Annotated in this window: 15 protein-coding genes; all 15 read right to left on the bottom strand. The window is 37.5% G+C overall.

Translation table 11 applies throughout. The features are described from left to right. Positions 1-9: 9 nt before the first annotated feature. The 15 genes from HBB17_RS05140 to HBB17_RS05070 all read right to left on the bottom strand — a co-directional run bounded on the left by HBB17_RS05140 (position 10) and on the right by HBB17_RS05070 (position 16,130). Positions 10-810 carry a response regulator gene (locus HBB17_RS05140; RefSeq protein ID WP_167956352.1) on the bottom strand — a complete coding sequence of 267 codons (801 nt, stop codon included), beginning with the start codon at positions 808-810 and terminating at the stop codon, positions 10-12. Next, on the bottom strand, positions 773-1,345 hold the full coding sequence (locus HBB17_RS05135; RefSeq protein ID WP_167956351.1) for a histidine kinase dimerization/phospho-acceptor domain-containing protein: 573 nt from the start codon (positions 1,343-1,345) through the stop codon (positions 773-775). The genes HBB17_RS05140 and HBB17_RS05135 overlap by 38 nt, the downstream gene beginning before the upstream one ends. A 172-nt stretch (positions 1,346-1,517) precedes the next feature. Then, positions 1,518-2,255 (bottom strand): helix-turn-helix transcriptional regulator, encoded by a 738-nt coding sequence (locus HBB17_RS05130; protein WP_167956350.1) that lies wholly within the window; start codon positions 2,253-2,255, stop codon positions 1,518-1,520. A 124-nt stretch (positions 2,256-2,379) separates the two neighbouring features. Continuing rightward, positions 2,380-3,528: a PucR family transcriptional regulator gene (locus HBB17_RS05125; protein WP_167956349.1), complete on the bottom strand. Its 1,149-nt coding sequence runs from the start codon at positions 3,526-3,528 to the stop codon at positions 2,380-2,382. Between the two features lie 19 nt (positions 3,529-3,547). Further along, a complete protein-coding gene (locus HBB17_RS05120) occupies positions 3,548-4,171 on the bottom strand; it encodes a cytidylate kinase-like family protein (RefSeq protein ID WP_167956348.1) in 624 nt (207 codons plus the stop codon). Positions 4,172-4,191: 20 nt separating this feature from the next. Beyond that, on the bottom strand, positions 4,192-5,454 hold the full coding sequence (locus HBB17_RS05115) for a Zn-dependent hydrolase (protein WP_167956347.1): 1,263 nt from the start codon (positions 5,452-5,454) through the stop codon (positions 4,192-4,194). 101 nt (positions 5,455-5,555) lie between these two features. Further along, entirely contained in the window at positions 5,556-7,052 is a 1,497-nt protein-coding gene (gene preA, locus HBB17_RS05110) for an NAD-dependent dihydropyrimidine dehydrogenase subunit PreA (protein ID WP_167956346.1), read from the bottom strand. Between the two features lie 103 nt (positions 7,053-7,155). Next, complete coding sequence (hydA, locus tag HBB17_RS05105) at positions 7,156-8,526, bottom strand: dihydropyrimidinase (protein WP_167956345.1); 1,371 nt, start codon at positions 8,524-8,526, stop codon at positions 7,156-7,158. Positions 8,527-8,678: 152 nt separating this feature from the next. Continuing rightward, positions 8,679-9,908, bottom strand: coding sequence for an ABC transporter substrate-binding protein (locus HBB17_RS05100; RefSeq protein WP_330588158.1), 1,230 nt, complete (start codon positions 9,906-9,908; stop codon positions 8,679-8,681). A gap of 59 nt (positions 9,909-9,967) precedes the next feature. Next, positions 9,968-10,801, bottom strand: a complete 834-nt coding sequence (locus tag HBB17_RS05095; protein WP_167956344.1) for an ABC transporter permease — start codon at positions 10,799-10,801, stop codon at positions 9,968-9,970. Between the two features lie 16 nt (positions 10,802-10,817). Further along, positions 10,818-11,657 carry an ABC transporter permease gene (locus HBB17_RS05090; protein ID WP_167956343.1) on the bottom strand — a complete coding sequence of 280 codons (840 nt, stop codon included), beginning with the start codon at positions 11,655-11,657 and terminating at the stop codon, positions 10,818-10,820. Continuing rightward, a complete protein-coding gene (locus HBB17_RS05085; protein ID WP_167956342.1) occupies positions 11,654-12,457 on the bottom strand; it encodes an ABC transporter ATP-binding protein in 804 nt (267 codons plus the stop codon). Before HBB17_RS05085 ends, HBB17_RS05090 begins: the two co-directional genes overlap by 4 nt. 271 nt (positions 12,458-12,728) lie before the next feature. Then, positions 12,729-13,883 carry an iron-containing alcohol dehydrogenase gene (locus HBB17_RS05080; protein WP_167956634.1) on the bottom strand — a complete coding sequence of 385 codons (1,155 nt, stop codon included), beginning with the start codon at positions 13,881-13,883 and terminating at the stop codon, positions 12,729-12,731. Positions 13,884-13,917: 34 nt separating this feature from the next. Further along, positions 13,918-15,243, bottom strand: a complete 1,326-nt coding sequence (locus tag HBB17_RS05075; protein WP_167956341.1) for an aminotransferase class III-fold pyridoxal phosphate-dependent enzyme — start codon at positions 15,241-15,243, stop codon at positions 13,918-13,920. 335 nt (positions 15,244-15,578) lie between these two features. Then, the gene (locus HBB17_RS05070) at positions 15,579-16,130 is read right to left on the bottom strand and encodes a hypothetical protein (protein ID WP_167956340.1); all 552 of its coding nucleotides are present in this window, start codon (positions 16,128-16,130) and stop codon (positions 15,579-15,581) included. Positions 16,131-16,146 lie beyond the last annotated feature (16 nt).

Here is a 16,146-nt window from a genome sequence, read left to right as displayed (position 1 = left end):
CTCACATTCTTATATATATCTTTCTAATGTTTGATATAATAATGCTGGATTGATTGGTTTTGCAAGATGTTCATTCATACCAACCGATATGGATTTCTGTACATCTTCTTCATAAGCATTGGCTGACATAGCGATAATTGGTACGGATCCTGCGTCCAATCTCTTTAAAGCACGGATTGTCTTCGTAGCTTCAATTCCATCCATAACAGGCATTCGAATATCCATCAATATGGCACTATAAAAGGATTCCTTTGATGCATTGAAATCATTCACGGCAATTTGTCCATTTAATGCTTGTGTTACAACAAACCCAACTTTTTCAAGAAGTCTTGTTGCAATTTCCACATTCAATGGATGATCCTCAACAAGAAGAATATGCTTCCCTTCCCAAGAAGTTTTTGCATATACCTCATGAGAGGAATCCTTCTTCTTTTCAGATTTCTCAATGTTACTACGGGTAAACATAAGATGTACTGTTACTTTGGTACCAATATTCTTTTGGCTTTCAATTGTTATGGATCCTCCCATTAATTCTACTAGACTCTTAGCAATACTTAAGCCTAGTCCACTGCCTTTTAGATTTGCCGAATATTGGTTATCTTCCTGTTCAAAGGACTGAAATACATGTTCTAAAAACTCCTGGGACATACCAATTCCATTGTCCTCAACAATAAAATCTGTAGAAATTAATTTATCATCTATAATTGAGTTAGTTGTATAATAAGAAATCTTTCCACCTTCTGGAGTGAATTTCACAGCATTGGACAATATATTAAAGAACACTTGATCCATACGAAGTTTGTCTGCCATAAAGTAATGCTGTTAATCCAATAATTGCATTCAATGGCGTTCGAATATCGTGACTCATACGAGCAAGAAAATCACTCTTTGAATGATTCGCTTTACTTGCCTCATCTAATGCTTGTTTTAATTGTATTTCCTGTTGTTTCTTTTTACTGATATCTTGTGCCAACGTGATTTGATATAAATCACCTTCTTCACTACTTTTTACGAATATTACTTGTGTCTGTATCCATCGAACAACTCCATCATCACCAACTTGTCTATGTTCTAGTTCAACCTTTTTTTGACCTCTTTCATAAGCCTTCAACAAGTTTTCACGGGAGAATGTATCCATAAAGATCTGTCGCTCTTCTAGTGGGATTGTCAAAGCCCCTGAAGAAAGAAAATCATCAAATACATCTGACTCATTACGATCGGACACATGATAATTTATATAATTTAATTTCTTATATTGATTTTTTGTAAGGTTAACCGAAATCACCATTGGGATTAAGCTGAATAATGCTGTATAAATTCGTTCTAAATCTTCTTGTAAACTCATACTTGTACCTCATTTCCCACAACTCGTTATGCTCGCATCATTTGCTATGTAACTACATTTTTTTAGATGAATCCTACATCTTCCAAGCTTTCATTGTGATTATTTGATACCTTTATCATAGCATAATACAAGAAGATTTTCCATGATTATCCGTTTTTCTACAAGCGAATTTTTATTCATATTCCTTCACTTTCTTAAAAAGTTGTGTACGGCTACTAATCTCTAATTTGCGATAGATATTTAGAATATGTTTCTTAATCGTAAATGTACTGATCATCATATCATCACTAATCTGATAATTGTCTTTCCCCGCTAACATATTCTTTAATACCTGTGTTTCTCTAGGCGTCAATCCAAAACGATCTACTACTTCACTTACTGTATATTTTATTTCTATTCCTGCCATTACTTCACTGCTTAGCCGGAGAGCAAGATGCTCTTTCAACATATTACAAACGGATAATTCATCATAATCAAAATCCGGTTTCCCCATAAAACGATACAGATTGATTACTCCAACCTGTTTCGCTTCATAAACAAGTAACATATGCAATCCATATTGGAATTGGTTCCGTCGATACATCGAATTATGACTTTTTTTATTCTCCAATTGTTCCGTCATATAATCAGAATCTCGATATACTAAATTAATCTTCTTTTCCAGAAGCGACTGATCAATTCCTAGTTCTTCACTTGTTGTATGTTCCTTTGCATGATACTGCAGAGAAGAACATAAGGTATAGTTTTCTTCTGCTTCATTATACAGATACAGATCTGCTGCATCAAAATCAACAAACATACGCATTCCTTCAAATAAACGGTTTGCCATGTCTCCTACTTGATGTGTTGCATAGATTTTCAATATAATATCACTGATAACAGCTAATTTTCCATACCATGATTCACTCACTATACTCACCATTTCCTTTCTATCGTTCTGCGATTTTGTCCAAGACACAAATTACCATGTGAATATTCTTTTCACATGGTACTCCTAATAGAGAAAAAAAAAATCTCAGCAAGGGTGGTTCTCCTCACTGAGATATCTCTTTTATACGAAATGCTAACATCAAACGGAACTTATCGTCAAATGTGCCAATCTCGTTCTCTATTATCTTTTTAATTTTATTTAGTTGGTAATTAACCGTATTACGATGCAGATTTTCTTCCTCTGCAATTCGCTGAATGCTTCCATCACTGGTAATATATCGCTTTAGCAACTGGATATAATTCGTATCATGCTCTTTATCGTAATCTTCTAGCATACCTAATGTCGCCTTATAATACTCTTGTAAAATCATTGTTTCTTCCACACAGATTAGTATTTTACGACTATCTAGTTTGTCATAAACCAAATACTTGTGATCTGTATTTTGTGATAAAGTCATTACTCGTATTGCTCGATCGTAACTTCTCTTTAATAAGTAAATCGTATCAACATTAGGTCCAATTCCAACATATAAATCAATACCTTTATTATGACACATCTGAACGACATTTTCAATTACAAATTCTATACGGTTACTGTCGCACCCGATGCAGATCATATAAATCTGTTCTTTCTCTTGGAAATAACTAAGCTGTCCGGCTAGAATCTCTATATTCTCTTGAATAATGTGATATAGTTTACTTCTTGCAGAATCATCTTCCCGCTCTATCAATCTTACGGCAACAACACAGTATTGCGCTTCTCGTCGGAAACCATATTTTTCAATTATACAAATCTGATTCTCATCCATATGGGATGAGTGGAGCAAGTTTCTAAATGCATCTGCAACTTGCTCCTCTTTCTGTTCCTCCCTAATAATCTGATTACAAAAGTCTCTGGTGATGTCAACGAGCCTTGTCTTCCATGGAACTTCTAGTACTGGAAATTTTCGATCGTTCGCATACTCTAAAACTTCACATGGTACTTGATCAATGTATGGACCAACATTTACAACAAGTCCTGCTGCTTGCTTCTCTTCTATTTTCTTGACAAAAGGAAGTAACCACTCCTTCCCATTGGATGCAATTCCAGTAGTAAAGATTAACTCTCCACCATGCAGAAAATTACCAACTTCAATTTCTTCTATGGTATGTACCCATTGTACAACGGTATTCATTCCATCCTCACCAGCTAACACACGCATTCCATATAGATAATCTGCATTTTGACATAATTTTTGAAGGTCTAATGCCATATTGCAACACTCCTAACGATTAGGATAACTTAATTGGTATATATTCCTTTATCAATTGAACACATTTGTCTCTTCCAATTCGTTCACTATTCAAGACCAGATCATAATTGATTGGGTTTGTCCAATCCTTTCCGCCAGTATAGTACTTGTAATAATTACTTCTATATTTGTCTGTTTTCTTAATCAGTTGGTTCGCTCTCTCTTCAGTAACGTTCATCTTATTCATAATAGAAGTAACACAGGCGTACCTTGGTGCTTCTATGTAGACACTTATTACATTCCCATACTTTCGTAATACATGATCGGCACATTTTCCAACAATGATACAAGATTCCGTCTTAGCAAGATTCCGAATAATCTCTGCCTGAATATTAAAAAGATTTGTATCCGATACGAAATCCTTTTCAGTAGGTTCAACAACCGTACTAAATGGGACAGCTTTTAGTAGATTGGTCAGATAAGAACCTCTTAGTTTTTCGTCCACCGTTACAAATTCGCTCTCATCAATTCCACTCATCTGGGATGCCATGGTAAGAATCTGTCGTTCATAACATGGAATCTGCAATTCTTCTGCTAGTTTCGTTGCAATCTCTTTGCCACCGCTTCCAAATCCTCTCGCAATCGTGATTACATAATTCTTCATTGCAATCCCTCCTTACTTGCTTATTCCGCATCCGCTTTCAATACTGCATTTAACATGACCGTTGCACCATCGGTACAATGTTTTGGTGATGAGTATTCTGGTTCACAATGAGATAAACCATCTTTTGATTGTACAAAGATCATCGTAGTTGGTAGCATGTATGCTGCGAATTGTGCATCATGCCCTGCTCCAGAGTGAATGTATTGATGTTTTACACCTACTTCTTCTGCTGCTGCTTTTACATAAGATACAAGCTTCTTATCCCAGTAAACGGTATCACGATTCCATGCTTTTGTTACTTCACATATACAGCCATTCCATTCCCGATCTGCTACACTCTTAACGATTGCAAGAACTTTTTCAAGTACCTTTGGATCTTCATGTCTCGCATCGATGGAGAAATCAAAGAAATCAGGTACACATGTATGGACACATGGATGACATACAACTTCACCTGTTGTATATACCAGGTCCGTAACACCTAACTTATCGATTTCTTCATGTAAGTAACATAAAGCCATGGACGCTGCATAGAACGCATCTCTTCTCTTTGGCATAGGAAATGTTCCAGCATGAACCGTTTGTCCATAGAATTTTACACGGTAATTGAACATTCCAAGTACACAGTCAACTACACCTACGGTATTTCCAGCATCTTCAAGAATTGGTCCTTGTTCAATATGCGTTTCGAACATGTATTGATAATTTTCAGGAGAGATTCGATACTTCTTATCCCCTTTAAAGCCTGATTTTTCAAGTGCTTCTCCAAATGTTTTTGTTGGATCTAGGATACTTGCTGATTTCATCATATCTTCGTATTTGAATTTCACACGAATGTCTTCTGGAATATAATCATAGCAAACAATTCCGGAACACATCATTGCTGGTGGATACAGAGAACCTTCTTCATTCGTCCAAATCATCGCTGTTAATGGATGCTTATGTGGTATCTTTTGTTCTGCAACCGTTTCTAGTACTTCCATAGCAGACATAACACCTAAGATACCATCATAGTTACCACCATTCTTAACAGAATCCACATGGGAACCCATTACAATACGTTTTGCTTTTGGATCACTACCTGGAAGTGTTGCATACATGTTGGCTACATCATCAATTTCAATAATTGCACCGATTGCTTCCATTCGTTTCTTGAACTCGTTTCTTGCCATTAAAGCTTCTGGCGATAACGAATATCTTGTAATTCCACCATGTCCAGCGTCTCCAAATTGTGAAAATGTTTTGATCTTATCTGTCATTCTTTCTAAACTACATGTATACATAATAATCACCGTTCCCTTTCTAATTGAGCTTTTATAATCTTGTATGTACTTGATTTTGATTATGTTATTTATTATTCTCTACATTCCTGTTGCAAAACTGTTTATTTGACCTTCCTCACTCTAGCTCCCATTGAAATCGCATCCACTGGACAAACTGTGGTACAAAGGTGACAGCCCACACATTTCTTTGCATCCATAACTGGTTTTCGATCGTTTCCAGCGGATAATGCCTGGTGTCCACCATCGTAACAAGAAACAACACAACGATCACAGCCAATGCAGCGTTTCCGATCAAACTTAGGATAACAAATGCTGTCACGATCAAGGCTTTCGGCTGCTACTACAGTAGGAAGTGCTTTTCCTAGAATTTCATCAATCTTACCCAACTTATGTTCCGCCATATATCGTGATAAACCATCAAGTAAATCATCAATAATCCGATATCCATATTCCATAACCGATGTTGTAATCTGAACGGTTGAACAACCCATTGCAATAAATTCCAACGCATCTCTCCATGTTGTAATACCGCCCATTCCGCTGATTGGAATCTCTTTTAACATCGGGTCTACTTTCATATCATGAATGAAACGAAGGGCAATTGGCTTAACCGCCTTACCAGAATATCCACCTACAGAAGAACTTCCCACTACCTCAGGGGCTGATACGAAGGTATCTAAATTCACATTCATGATACTCTTAATCGTATTAATTGCTGCCAAGCCATCTGCACCCGCTTCCACTGCTGCTCTGGCTGGAACCTCCATATTGGTGATATTCGGTGTCATCTTTGCTAGCACTGGTAATGTGGTTCCTTTCTTCGTCGCTTTGGTATAGAGATGTACCAACTCCGGATTTGTTCCCACATCACTTCCTAAACCAGAGCCACTCATATGAGGACAAGAAAAGTTACATTCAATGATATCTGCTCCAGCTTCTTCTACTAATGTTGCAAGTTTGGTCCATTCTTCCTCCGTTCGTCCCATAATAGAAGCAATAATGATCTTACTTGGGTATTCCTTCTTTAACCGACGGAAGAATCCAAGATTTTCTTCCAGCGTATGATCAGAAATCTGTTCAATATTCTTAAAACCAACGAACTTTTCACCTTCCTTCTCAATCTGTGAAAACCGTGGAGAAACTTCTTTAGGAACAAACATGCCTACTGTCTTAAATGCAACACCAGCAAATCCCATATCAAATGCTTTCGCAACCATTTCATAATTACTACCAACCACTGATGAAGATAAGAAAAATGGATTCTCACATGTTACACCACAGATTTGTGTTGTCAGGTCAATTTTCTGCATGTCCTCCTGAACTGGCAACAACTTTGTAGCTTTCATAATCTCGTCAATTGCAACAGGATGATCATATTGCGATCTCACACAGGCACTCATACATGCTTTCTCTTCACATGTTTCACAAGTGGATTCTTCTGTAATCTGTGCTCTGGCACCTTGCATGTTCTCAAAGCGAAGTGCGCGGATTACTCTAGCTGGATCAAGTTGCTTTCTACATGCCTTTGTACAAGTTGGGTCTTCACAAAGAAAGCAAGCATTTGTTAATGTACTAATTTTTCTGTCTATTACTACCATACGGATCGCCTCCATTCATCTTTCTACCATCATTTTTATCAATTGTTTATTCGTCATTAAAATCCTGGTATATATCCCTTTATTGATATTCCCTTTGATCTAGTTAATTTGCTTTACGAACTCGTTTCACATACTTGCCTGCTCCTACTTCACCAACAAATTCACCATTGTCATATACAAGGTTTCCTCGTAAATAGGTCTGTACCGGATATCCATGTAATTGCTTTCCTTCCCAAATGGTATGATCATAATCAGAATGCATATTCTCAACATGAATGGTGAAATCTTTGTCTTTATCATAAATCACGATATCTGCATCTTTTCCAATTGCAAGAGAACCTTTCTCTGTACAACCAAAGATTCTTGCTGGATTTGTAGAACATAACTCAACAACTCTTTCAAACGAAATCTTTCCTGCATTGGCTGCATCAAGCATATATGGATACATGTTTTCAATACCTGCACAACCATTCGGAATTTTTGTAAAATTATCTTTTCCCCAATCCTTTTCAAAACTTTGGAATGGACAATGATCAGTTGCTATGGTATCGATAAATCCAGCTTTCAAAGCTTCCCATAATGCATCTTGGCTCTCTTGCCCTTTCATTGGAGGGGAACATACGAAATTCCTACCATCTTCTCTCTTGTATACATCACAAGTAAATTCCAGATATTGTGGACAAGTTTCTACATAAACCTCATGCCCTGCCTTCTTTGCATCAATACAAGCCTCCAATCCTTCTTTATCTGCCATATGTACAAGATAGATTGGTGCATCAAGATGCGTTGCCCAGTGCACAGCTCTCTTATCTGCTTCTGCTTCCACAAACTCTGGTCTACTTAGGTAATGGTACCAGGCACTTGTTTTGCCTTCTGCCAGGAATTTTTCTATATTTAAGTCAATTAAATCTGGATTCTCTGCATGAACATTAATCATAGCACCGAGTTCTTTCGCTCGAAGTAGCAGTCTTGCTAACGTTCCATCATCAACCATCATATTTTCTTTTTTGTATACTAAAAAGCATTTGAAGCTTGTGATTCCTTCTTCTACTGCCTTTTCCATCTCTTCAAGAATCGTACCTTCATTCAGATCGGTAATACAACAGTGAAACGCATAATCAACGCATGCCTCTTTTTCCAAAATTGCTTTCTTCGAATTCACCAATCCTAAGATGGTTTCTCCTTTGTGCTGCACTGGATAATCAAATACGGTGGTAACTCCACCACAAGCAGCGGCTCTTGTTCCTGATAAGTAACTATCTGCAGAAACTGTTCCACCAAATGGCATTGCCAAATGGGTATGCACATCCAGTGCACCAGGTAGCACTAACTTTCCCGTAGCATCTACTACTTGATTCGCTTCCATCGGTAAGTCCTTTCCTATTGCTACAATCTTCCCTGCATCTACTGCTACATCTGCCACAAAACTTTCTTTTGCTGTAACAACCGTTCCATTCTTTATTAGCAAATCCATATTTCATCCATCCCTTCTGTTTCATTATCTTTTAGGTAATTCCTTACCTTCTATTTTCTTAGATCCTGGGATCAATCCATGGATTGACCCCAACTAAATATCACAACCACATACGCGTTCCATACATTCAAGTATGAAGTTTGAGTTATTCTCTATTTTGTAAATGTATCTAGCTTATAAACTAAGACAAGACCTGATCTTTGATATACTTGGGATACTTCTAACAGATCCATACCGCCTGCATTCGCTGCGATCAAGTTTGCTAACCATGTAACACCAAAGTCTACTGTTCCATTGCTTACTGCCGTTGTTTCACTGATATCTCCACCACCAGAAACAACATCGACGTTTAGACCAACTTCCTTATAGTAACCTTTTTCTAATGCTACATAGTAACCCATGAACTGTGCTTGTGGAAGCCACTTTAATTGAATTGTTACATCTGTTTTTTCCAGATCACCGAATTTTCCGTCCGTAGAAGAAGCTGCTGCTTCCCAATAAGAAGTGTCTCTCACATCATCTAAGGTAAGTTTGCTTAATTTGTCTGCTGCTGTCGCGTCATCAAGTTGTATGTATTGTTGCGCTAACTGTAATGTCTGTTGCATTGCTGCTTCATCCATTTTACCAAGCTCTGTAACTGCACTTCCTTGCATGTCTGTCTCAACTAGTTTCTTTACTTCACTTGCCATATAAGCTTGATGATCTGGTGAAACAGAGGAACCGTATTTGTAAACGATTTCTGCTGCTTCTTCCGGATTTTCACACGCATACTTCCAACCTTGCATCGATGCATAGATGAACGCTTTTACTGTGTTTGGATTTGCCATTGCAAATGCTTTTGTACAGAAGATATTATCCTCTAACATAGCAACTCCTTCCTCATTCATATCAATGGTTCCAACGGTATTTCCGTAATTATATCCGCCATCATAACTATTCTTCACAAGTCCTAATTCATTAAATGTCATTGCAGAAGCTAAACTGATGGAATCATCATCAAAACCGTCCATATCAAATGCCTGGCTAAGATAGGTAATTGGTTGTCCGTACTTTGTTAGTAACGCCTGAATCTCATATTCATTACCAAGTCCCCAGTTTCCTACTTTTCCTTCGGAAGCCGCTTGTTTAATAATCTCTTCATTGGACATCACTCCTGCCTCACTCGTGTCAGCTGCTGTCGTTCCTTCTGGTGACGTTGTTGTAGCCTCTGTTGTTTGGTTCGTCTGGTTCGTTTTCGTTGTCTCTTTCTTACTACTACAACCATTCATAGAAGCCATTGTTAATACTGCTACCATAAGTATTGCACTCATTTTTTTTGTTCTGCATCTTCTCATATCTCTCATATCATCACCATGTCCTTTCATCAAATTAACTAGTTTCATTTAGGTCTCAAAGCTTGAAATTACTCTATATTCAGCCAGTAACACTCTCGTAATCTTCATTACGATCTTCTGTTTCTTAGCAAAATACCCTCAAAGATCATCAATATACAATACATACTAATACCAATGATACAGGCGACTGCTATATAGGCCCAAGCGGTTGCATATTGTGCGATAACAATATTCTCTCGAATCTGCCTTCCAACACCTGTTATATATTCTGCAAAATATTCACTAACAATAGCACTAATTACACTGGAAGGAACACCTACACGAAGTGCGGTAAATATATAGGGTACACTGTTCGGTAATCGCAGTTTCAAGAATACGATTCTTCGTTTTGCTGCATATGATTTCATCAAATCAAGGGAAAATACCGGAAGATCATTCAGACCTCGATACGCATTTACACTCATTGTGGCAATGGAAACGATCATTACGACCAAAATCTTTGCAACCATACTTCGTACACTTGCATCCTTGCTGACATCTTTTGTCCAATTGGTCATTACAGGTGCTAATGCAACGATTGGAATCGCATTGAATGCAGCCACGATTGATAATCCGCCTGCACCCCATTTGGGAAATACCGTTGCAATCACGGCGATCAGATATCCAATCAAGGAACCAATTGTTAAACCAATTACTGCTACCAATACCGTCGATTTTACATTGGTTATAATCTTTGGAATATTATCTCCGATGATCTGATTGATCTGGCTCGGTAGTGGCAATGTAAATGTATCCGTGTGAAGAAGCTTATGTAATACCTGGGTTTGCCACAATATGAATATGAATAGTCCTAATGCCACTGGTAAGATCACGCTTAGAAAGGGTTGTACTTTCGGGTTCGTAATAAAACGAACAAACACATTCTTTTTTCTCTTTATCATACAATTGCCTCCTTTCTTAGGCTTTGCTTCTATGTTTTCGGCTTTGACGGAATTGTCGCATCTGCGGAGAAACTAATTTTTCAATAAATCCCATTAACACACTGCTTAGTATTCCAATGATGGCACTGAAGAAAACGATTTGCCAGAATACGTATATACTCATGGCATGTTTTAGTGATTGGGATAACATACAGCCAAGCCCTCCATCCCCTTGCAACGTATCCACCAAGATGGAAGCGGTAATTGCCATTGGTGCAGAAATCTTTAATCCCGTAAAAAAGTAAGGTATGCAAGAAGGAATCAACACCTTTTTATAGATAGTCCATTTATTCGCTGCGTAAGAATACATTAGTTCATATTTTTCTTTGGAAACGGAATTCAATCCTGCTAACGTATTCGTCGCAACTGGATAAAATGTGAGGATTGCTGCAATCACAATTCGGCTTGTTCCAATATCATGGGTAATTGCCAAAATGATTGGAGCCATACCAATGATGGGAATCATCTGAATAAGCATCAGATAAGGGAAAATGGTCTTTTCCACAAGATTGGATAATTTCATGAGCAGTGCCATTAAGAATCCAAAAACTGAACCGAATAAGAAACCGATCAACGCTCGTTCTAACGTTGCTCCTGCACTTTTCAAAACTATCTGCGTTGCTGTCATATTGTTACTCACCAACTTGCCATCCGTCACAGATCCAACAATCTGTGAAACATGTGGTAGAATATTCTCTGGGGTTCGCTTTGTTTTCTCCATGTTGCTCGCACCTATTTCCCAAAGGACAACCAACACAAGAAACCATACCATCATGATCAGGGGTTTTGATGAGAGAATCTTCTTTGCTTTACTCATAGGCTCCCTCCTTCAAAACTGTTTCTTACTTTGGCTACAAGATCCGTAAAATGCTGCGATTCTTTCATACGAATATTTCGTGGTCTTTCTAAATCGATATCAACAACTGCTGATAATCTGCCTGGGTGTGGAGACAAGACACAGACTTTATCTGACAGATAAACTGCTTCCTGAATGTTATGGGTTACGAAGATAACGGTTTTATTCGTCTCTCTCCACATCTTTAGTAAATCATCATGTAATTTTTCTTTTGTAAATTCATCTAATGCGGAGAACGGTTCGTCCATCAGCAGAATGTTGGGTTTGATACCAAATGCTCTTGCAATACCTACTCTTTGTTGCATACCACCACTTAATTGTTTCGGATAATGATCCGCGAATTTTGTAAGTCCAACCAATTCCAACATCTTATCTGCCTGTTTGGATCGTTCCTCTTTACTCCAGTACATGATTTCTAAAGGAAGCTCTACATTCTTTTTAACGGTTCTCCATTCGAACAATACGGGACTTTGGAATACGATTCCGAACTTTTGTTGCAAACGGATTTCTTTTGGGGTCATCCCACTAATTCTGACTTTTCCTGTAGTTGGTTCTAATAGATCTGCAATGGTACGAAGTAATGTAGTTTTACCACATCCAGAAGGACCAAGAAGAGAGATGAATTCACCTTTGTGTATAGCAAGGTTAATGTGATTCAAGGCCTGTACATCATTGCCACTGTTATCTTTGAAGGACATACACACATCATCAATCTTAATCTCAATTTCCTTCTTCCATTCTTCTTTTAACATCTCACTCATATCGACTCCTCCTGTACTATGTAATATGCGAATACACGTGCAAGCATGGTATTGGCATCATTACTTGCGTAAATGACAAAATGCGTGACAAAGAGATTTCTTGATGACCTCTTTGTCACGCATTTTTTGTTCCTACTATTTAATTAATAACTCAAACTTCCTTACTAAAACGAACTTACTTCAATTAATACAAACATGAACTTATCTCATATAATTAAATGAAATGTAGACTTTTGATATCCTAACCAGATAATATTACTTATCGGATCTTCTACTGGTATAACTCCTTGTACAATCGGATACAATCGTCTTTTGTCACTTCTTTTCGTGTATTAGCTGGGCTTCCACTTGCTATAGCATCGGTTGCCATCTTATCAATGGAACTTTCATATGTCTTCTGATCAATTCCATATTCCTTTAACGTTGGAATCTTACAGATTGCACAGATTTTCTCCAATTGATCCACAAACTTTGCTGCTGCAATTTTATCGGAATCTTCTTTCGTTGCCACTTCTGTTGCTCTTGCCAATACGGCAAGTCGCTCTGAAACTTCACTTGCTGCAAATGTCATGCATTTGGATAATAACATCGCATTGGACATTCCATGAGGTACATGAAATAGTGCACCGATTGGTCTGCTCATCCCGTGGACAAGTGTAACACTTGCATTGTTGATACAGATTCCCGCTTCTAAAGCAGCAATTGCCATCTCCTGTCTGGCTTCTGTATTCGTTCTGTCTTGATAAGCGATTGGCAAGAATCGAACAATTCTCTTAACTGCTGACACTGCCAAGGTATCTGTCATTACTGTGGCTTTTTTAGACGTATATGCCTCAACCGCATGGGTTAGTGCATCTAATCCTGTTGCTGCTGTTACTTCTTCTGGAGCCGTCATACCAAAGGAATAATCGAGGATTGCTAATTCTGGTATGAGATAGTCTCCTTTCAGTAACATCTTAATATCTTTTTTCGAATCGGTTATGATTGTAAACTTAGTTGCTTCCGATCCGGTTCCTGCTGTGGTGGGAATTGCTACAACAGGTGGTATCTTATTGGGAATTTCTTTGCCGTTATAATCTGCAATTTTTCCTGGATTCGTAATCATCGCACCAATTGCTTTTGCTGAATCAAGTGGACTTCCTCCTCCAATACCGATTAGGAAATCACATTGATTCTCTGTATAGGCAAGGATTCCTGCATCGATCATTTGATCATTCGGTTCTCCTGTAATTCCATCGAATACGATATATTCTACCGCTATTTCTTTCAGCATGTCCTGTAACATCTTCATCATCTCTGATTTTGCAACATGTTTTCCTGTAACGATTAATGCTTTCTTTCCATAGGATTTGATGTAAAGTTTTGCTTCATTCAGTGCTCCCTGTCCCATTACAATATGAGATGGAACTGTAAATTGTGCCATTATCTCACCTGCTTTCGTTGTTACTTATACTATTTTTCTATAAATATTCTTCATCAACAACCTGTAATACTTCCGCCATCTTTTTCATCTCATCTCGTAATTGTTCCTCTGTAATGATCAAAGGTGGATTTACAAAGAGCATATTTTCATGAGAGTACGTCATAAATCCTTTTGCTTTTAATTTTCCAACAATGCTTCCCATGATTCCTTGTGGATCTTTTCCGTAAGCAACCAACGGTTCTTTCGTTTTCTTGTCTTTCACAAGTTCGATTGCGGAGAATAAACCAATATATCGAACATCGCCTACACATTTGTATGTTTCTTTCATTTCTTCTAGGATTTCTCCTAATACTTTGCCAACTTTATTTACATTCTCCAGAATACTTGCTTTCGTATAATAATTCACACAAGCGACTCCGGCTGCACATGCAAGTGGGTGACCACTATAGGTAAGTCCACAGGATAACAGATGTTCATCAAAATACTCTGCAATCTTCTTACTAACAGCAACGCCGCCTAATTGAACATATCCACAGGTAACTCCTTTTGCAAAACTAACTAAATCTGGTTTTACATCGAAATTCTCGAATGCGAACATCTTACCGGTTCTGCCCCAGCCTGCCATTACTTCATCGCAGATCATTACGATGTTGTATTTGTCACATAACGCTCTTACTCCTGGTAAATATCCTTTTGGAGGAATAATAACTCCATTCGATCCAGTGATTGTTTCCATTACGATCGCTGCAATACTATCTGCGCCTTCATAGTTAATCTGTTCTTCTAATTTTGTTAAGTAAAATGTTGTAGCAGCCTCTTCTGATGGAAAATCAATGGCTTCCCGATAGATATAGGGATCAAAGAATTTTACAAACCCAGGAATACCAGGTTCCAATGGAAACCTTCTTGGTTCACCAGTAAGATTACCTGCTCCAAAGGAAGAACCGTGATAACTTCTATATCTACTTAACACTTTATTCTTTCCTGTATACATTCTAGCAATCTTAATTGCATTCTCATTGGCATCTGCACCAGCATTGGTAAAAAATACTTTTCCGAAATTATCAGGAAGAAGATCAACAATCATCTTCGCTAAGGTTGCTCTAGATTCTACTGCATAGGAAGGAGCTAAGTAACAGTACTGATCAACTTGCTTCTTGATTGCATCTGCAATATCTTCATCCCCAAACCCTACATTCAGATTGACTAACTGTGCTGACATATCTGTATAGCGGTTGCCATCATAATCATACATGTATATTCCTTCTGCTTTTTCTATTGGAATTGGATTTGTATACTTTTGTTTGCTCCAAGATTGTAATACGTATTTCTTTGATAATTCTTTTACTTCTTCTCCTGTCATATCCATCTCTCCTTTGCTTTTGTTTGTGCACTAGCACATGTTGTTATGTAAAAAAAGGTCATACAATGCACTTTATTCTTTGTCTTTGTGCTGCAACACATATGTTGTTGTGTTTGATGTATTATTTATATCTCGAATTCCTTTCTTCTACAATCACAAAAAAAGAGTAACATTCTACTTCTTTTGTATACCTTTACTACTCCTTTTTGTTCTCTCTTTCCGATGGAATTACATAAGAATTCTCCAAATAGTTTGGATTTATAGTAAAAAAGACTACATCCTTCTGGTATCCAAAAGGAGTAGTCTTTATTCATATTCCGTCTTTTTGTTATGTATTAATTCTTACAACTCATCTTCTCGTCCGCTCTTAAATCTTGTAGTACATCATCAAGAATGGATATTGTATATTGAGTTTGGGATATATTCACCTTGTAATACCCATTTTTATAAGGCAAATAATAGAATCGACTCGTTCGTCTTGCCACTTTCCCTTTTCTCATAGCTGCCTCTATATCTGAAAGTTTAATCACTTTATGAAAGCATAACTTTCGGATAACTAAACGATCTGGAAACCTTGTCAACTTCCAAGAACGATAATAGATGGTGGTTCCCATACATAAAATAATCATAATACCTGACACAATGTACAACCACAGCAGTACCATCCGATCTTCTTCTGTCTCAACCATATACGGGATAAGAAAAGAAATTATGATTAAGCAAACCAACAAAAAGATAGCAAATCCAGTAAACAATATAGAAAATGTTGCCTCCATCTTAGCAACAAGAAAATGTTGTCCTTGTTCTTTCTTGCGTTTTTCTTGTTGTTTTTCCTCATATTTAGCTGTAATCTTTCGAGCAAGGGCATTTGTAAAACTAATATTCATATAATATTCTCCTCCA

This window comes from Anaerosporobacter faecicola, assembly GCF_012070565.1.
In the GTDB taxonomy this organism is placed as follows: domain Bacteria; phylum Bacillota; class Clostridia; order Lachnospirales; family Lachnospiraceae; genus Anaerosporobacter; species Anaerosporobacter faecicola.
The sequence above is the reverse complement of the archived record's forward strand: the minus strand, read 5'-3'. Positions and strand labels throughout refer to the sequence as shown.

Bases quoted from the DNA above. Each gene is read 5' to 3' on its own strand.
- HBB17_RS05140 (WP_167956352.1), bottom strand. From the start codon at position 810: ATGGCAGACAAACTTCGTATGGATCAAGTGTTCTTTAATATATTGTCC.
- HBB17_RS05135 (WP_167956351.1), bottom strand. From the start codon at position 1,345: ATGAGTTTACAAGAAGATTTAGAACGAATTTATACAGCATTATTCAGC.
- HBB17_RS05125 (WP_167956349.1), bottom strand. From the start codon at position 3,528: ATGGCATTAGACCTTCAAAAATTATGTCAAAATGCAGATTATCTATAT.
- HBB17_RS05120 (WP_167956348.1), bottom strand. From the start codon at position 4,171: ATGAAGAATTATGTAATCACGATTGCGAGAGGATTTGGAAGCGGTGGC.
- HBB17_RS05115 (WP_167956347.1), bottom strand. From the start codon at position 5,454: ATGTATACATGTAGTTTAGAAAGAATGACAGATAAGATCAAAACATTT.
- preA (WP_167956346.1), bottom strand. From the start codon at position 7,052: ATGGTAGTAATAGACAGAAAAATTAGTACATTAACAAATGCTTGCTTT.
- hydA (WP_167956345.1), bottom strand. From the start codon at position 8,526: ATGGATTTGCTAATAAAGAATGGAACGGTTGTTACAGCAAAAGAAAGT.
- HBB17_RS05100 (WP_330588158.1), bottom strand. From the start codon at position 9,908: ATGAAACTAGTTAATTTGATGAAAGGACATGGTGATGATATGAGAGAT.
- HBB17_RS05095 (WP_167956344.1), bottom strand. From the start codon at position 10,801: ATGATAAAGAGAAAAAAGAATGTGTTTGTTCGTTTTATTACGAACCCG.
- HBB17_RS05090 (WP_167956343.1), bottom strand. From the start codon at position 11,657: ATGAGTAAAGCAAAGAAGATTCTCTCATCAAAACCCCTGATCATGATG.
- HBB17_RS05085 (WP_167956342.1), bottom strand. From the start codon at position 12,457: ATGAGTGAGATGTTAAAAGAAGAATGGAAGAAGGAAATTGAGATTAAG.
- HBB17_RS05075 (WP_167956341.1), bottom strand. From the start codon at position 15,243: ATGACAGGAGAAGAAGTAAAAGAATTATCAAAGAAATACGTATTACAA.
- HBB17_RS05070 (WP_167956340.1), bottom strand. From the start codon at position 16,130: ATGAATATTAGTTTTACAAATGCCCTTGCTCGAAAGATTACAGCTAAA.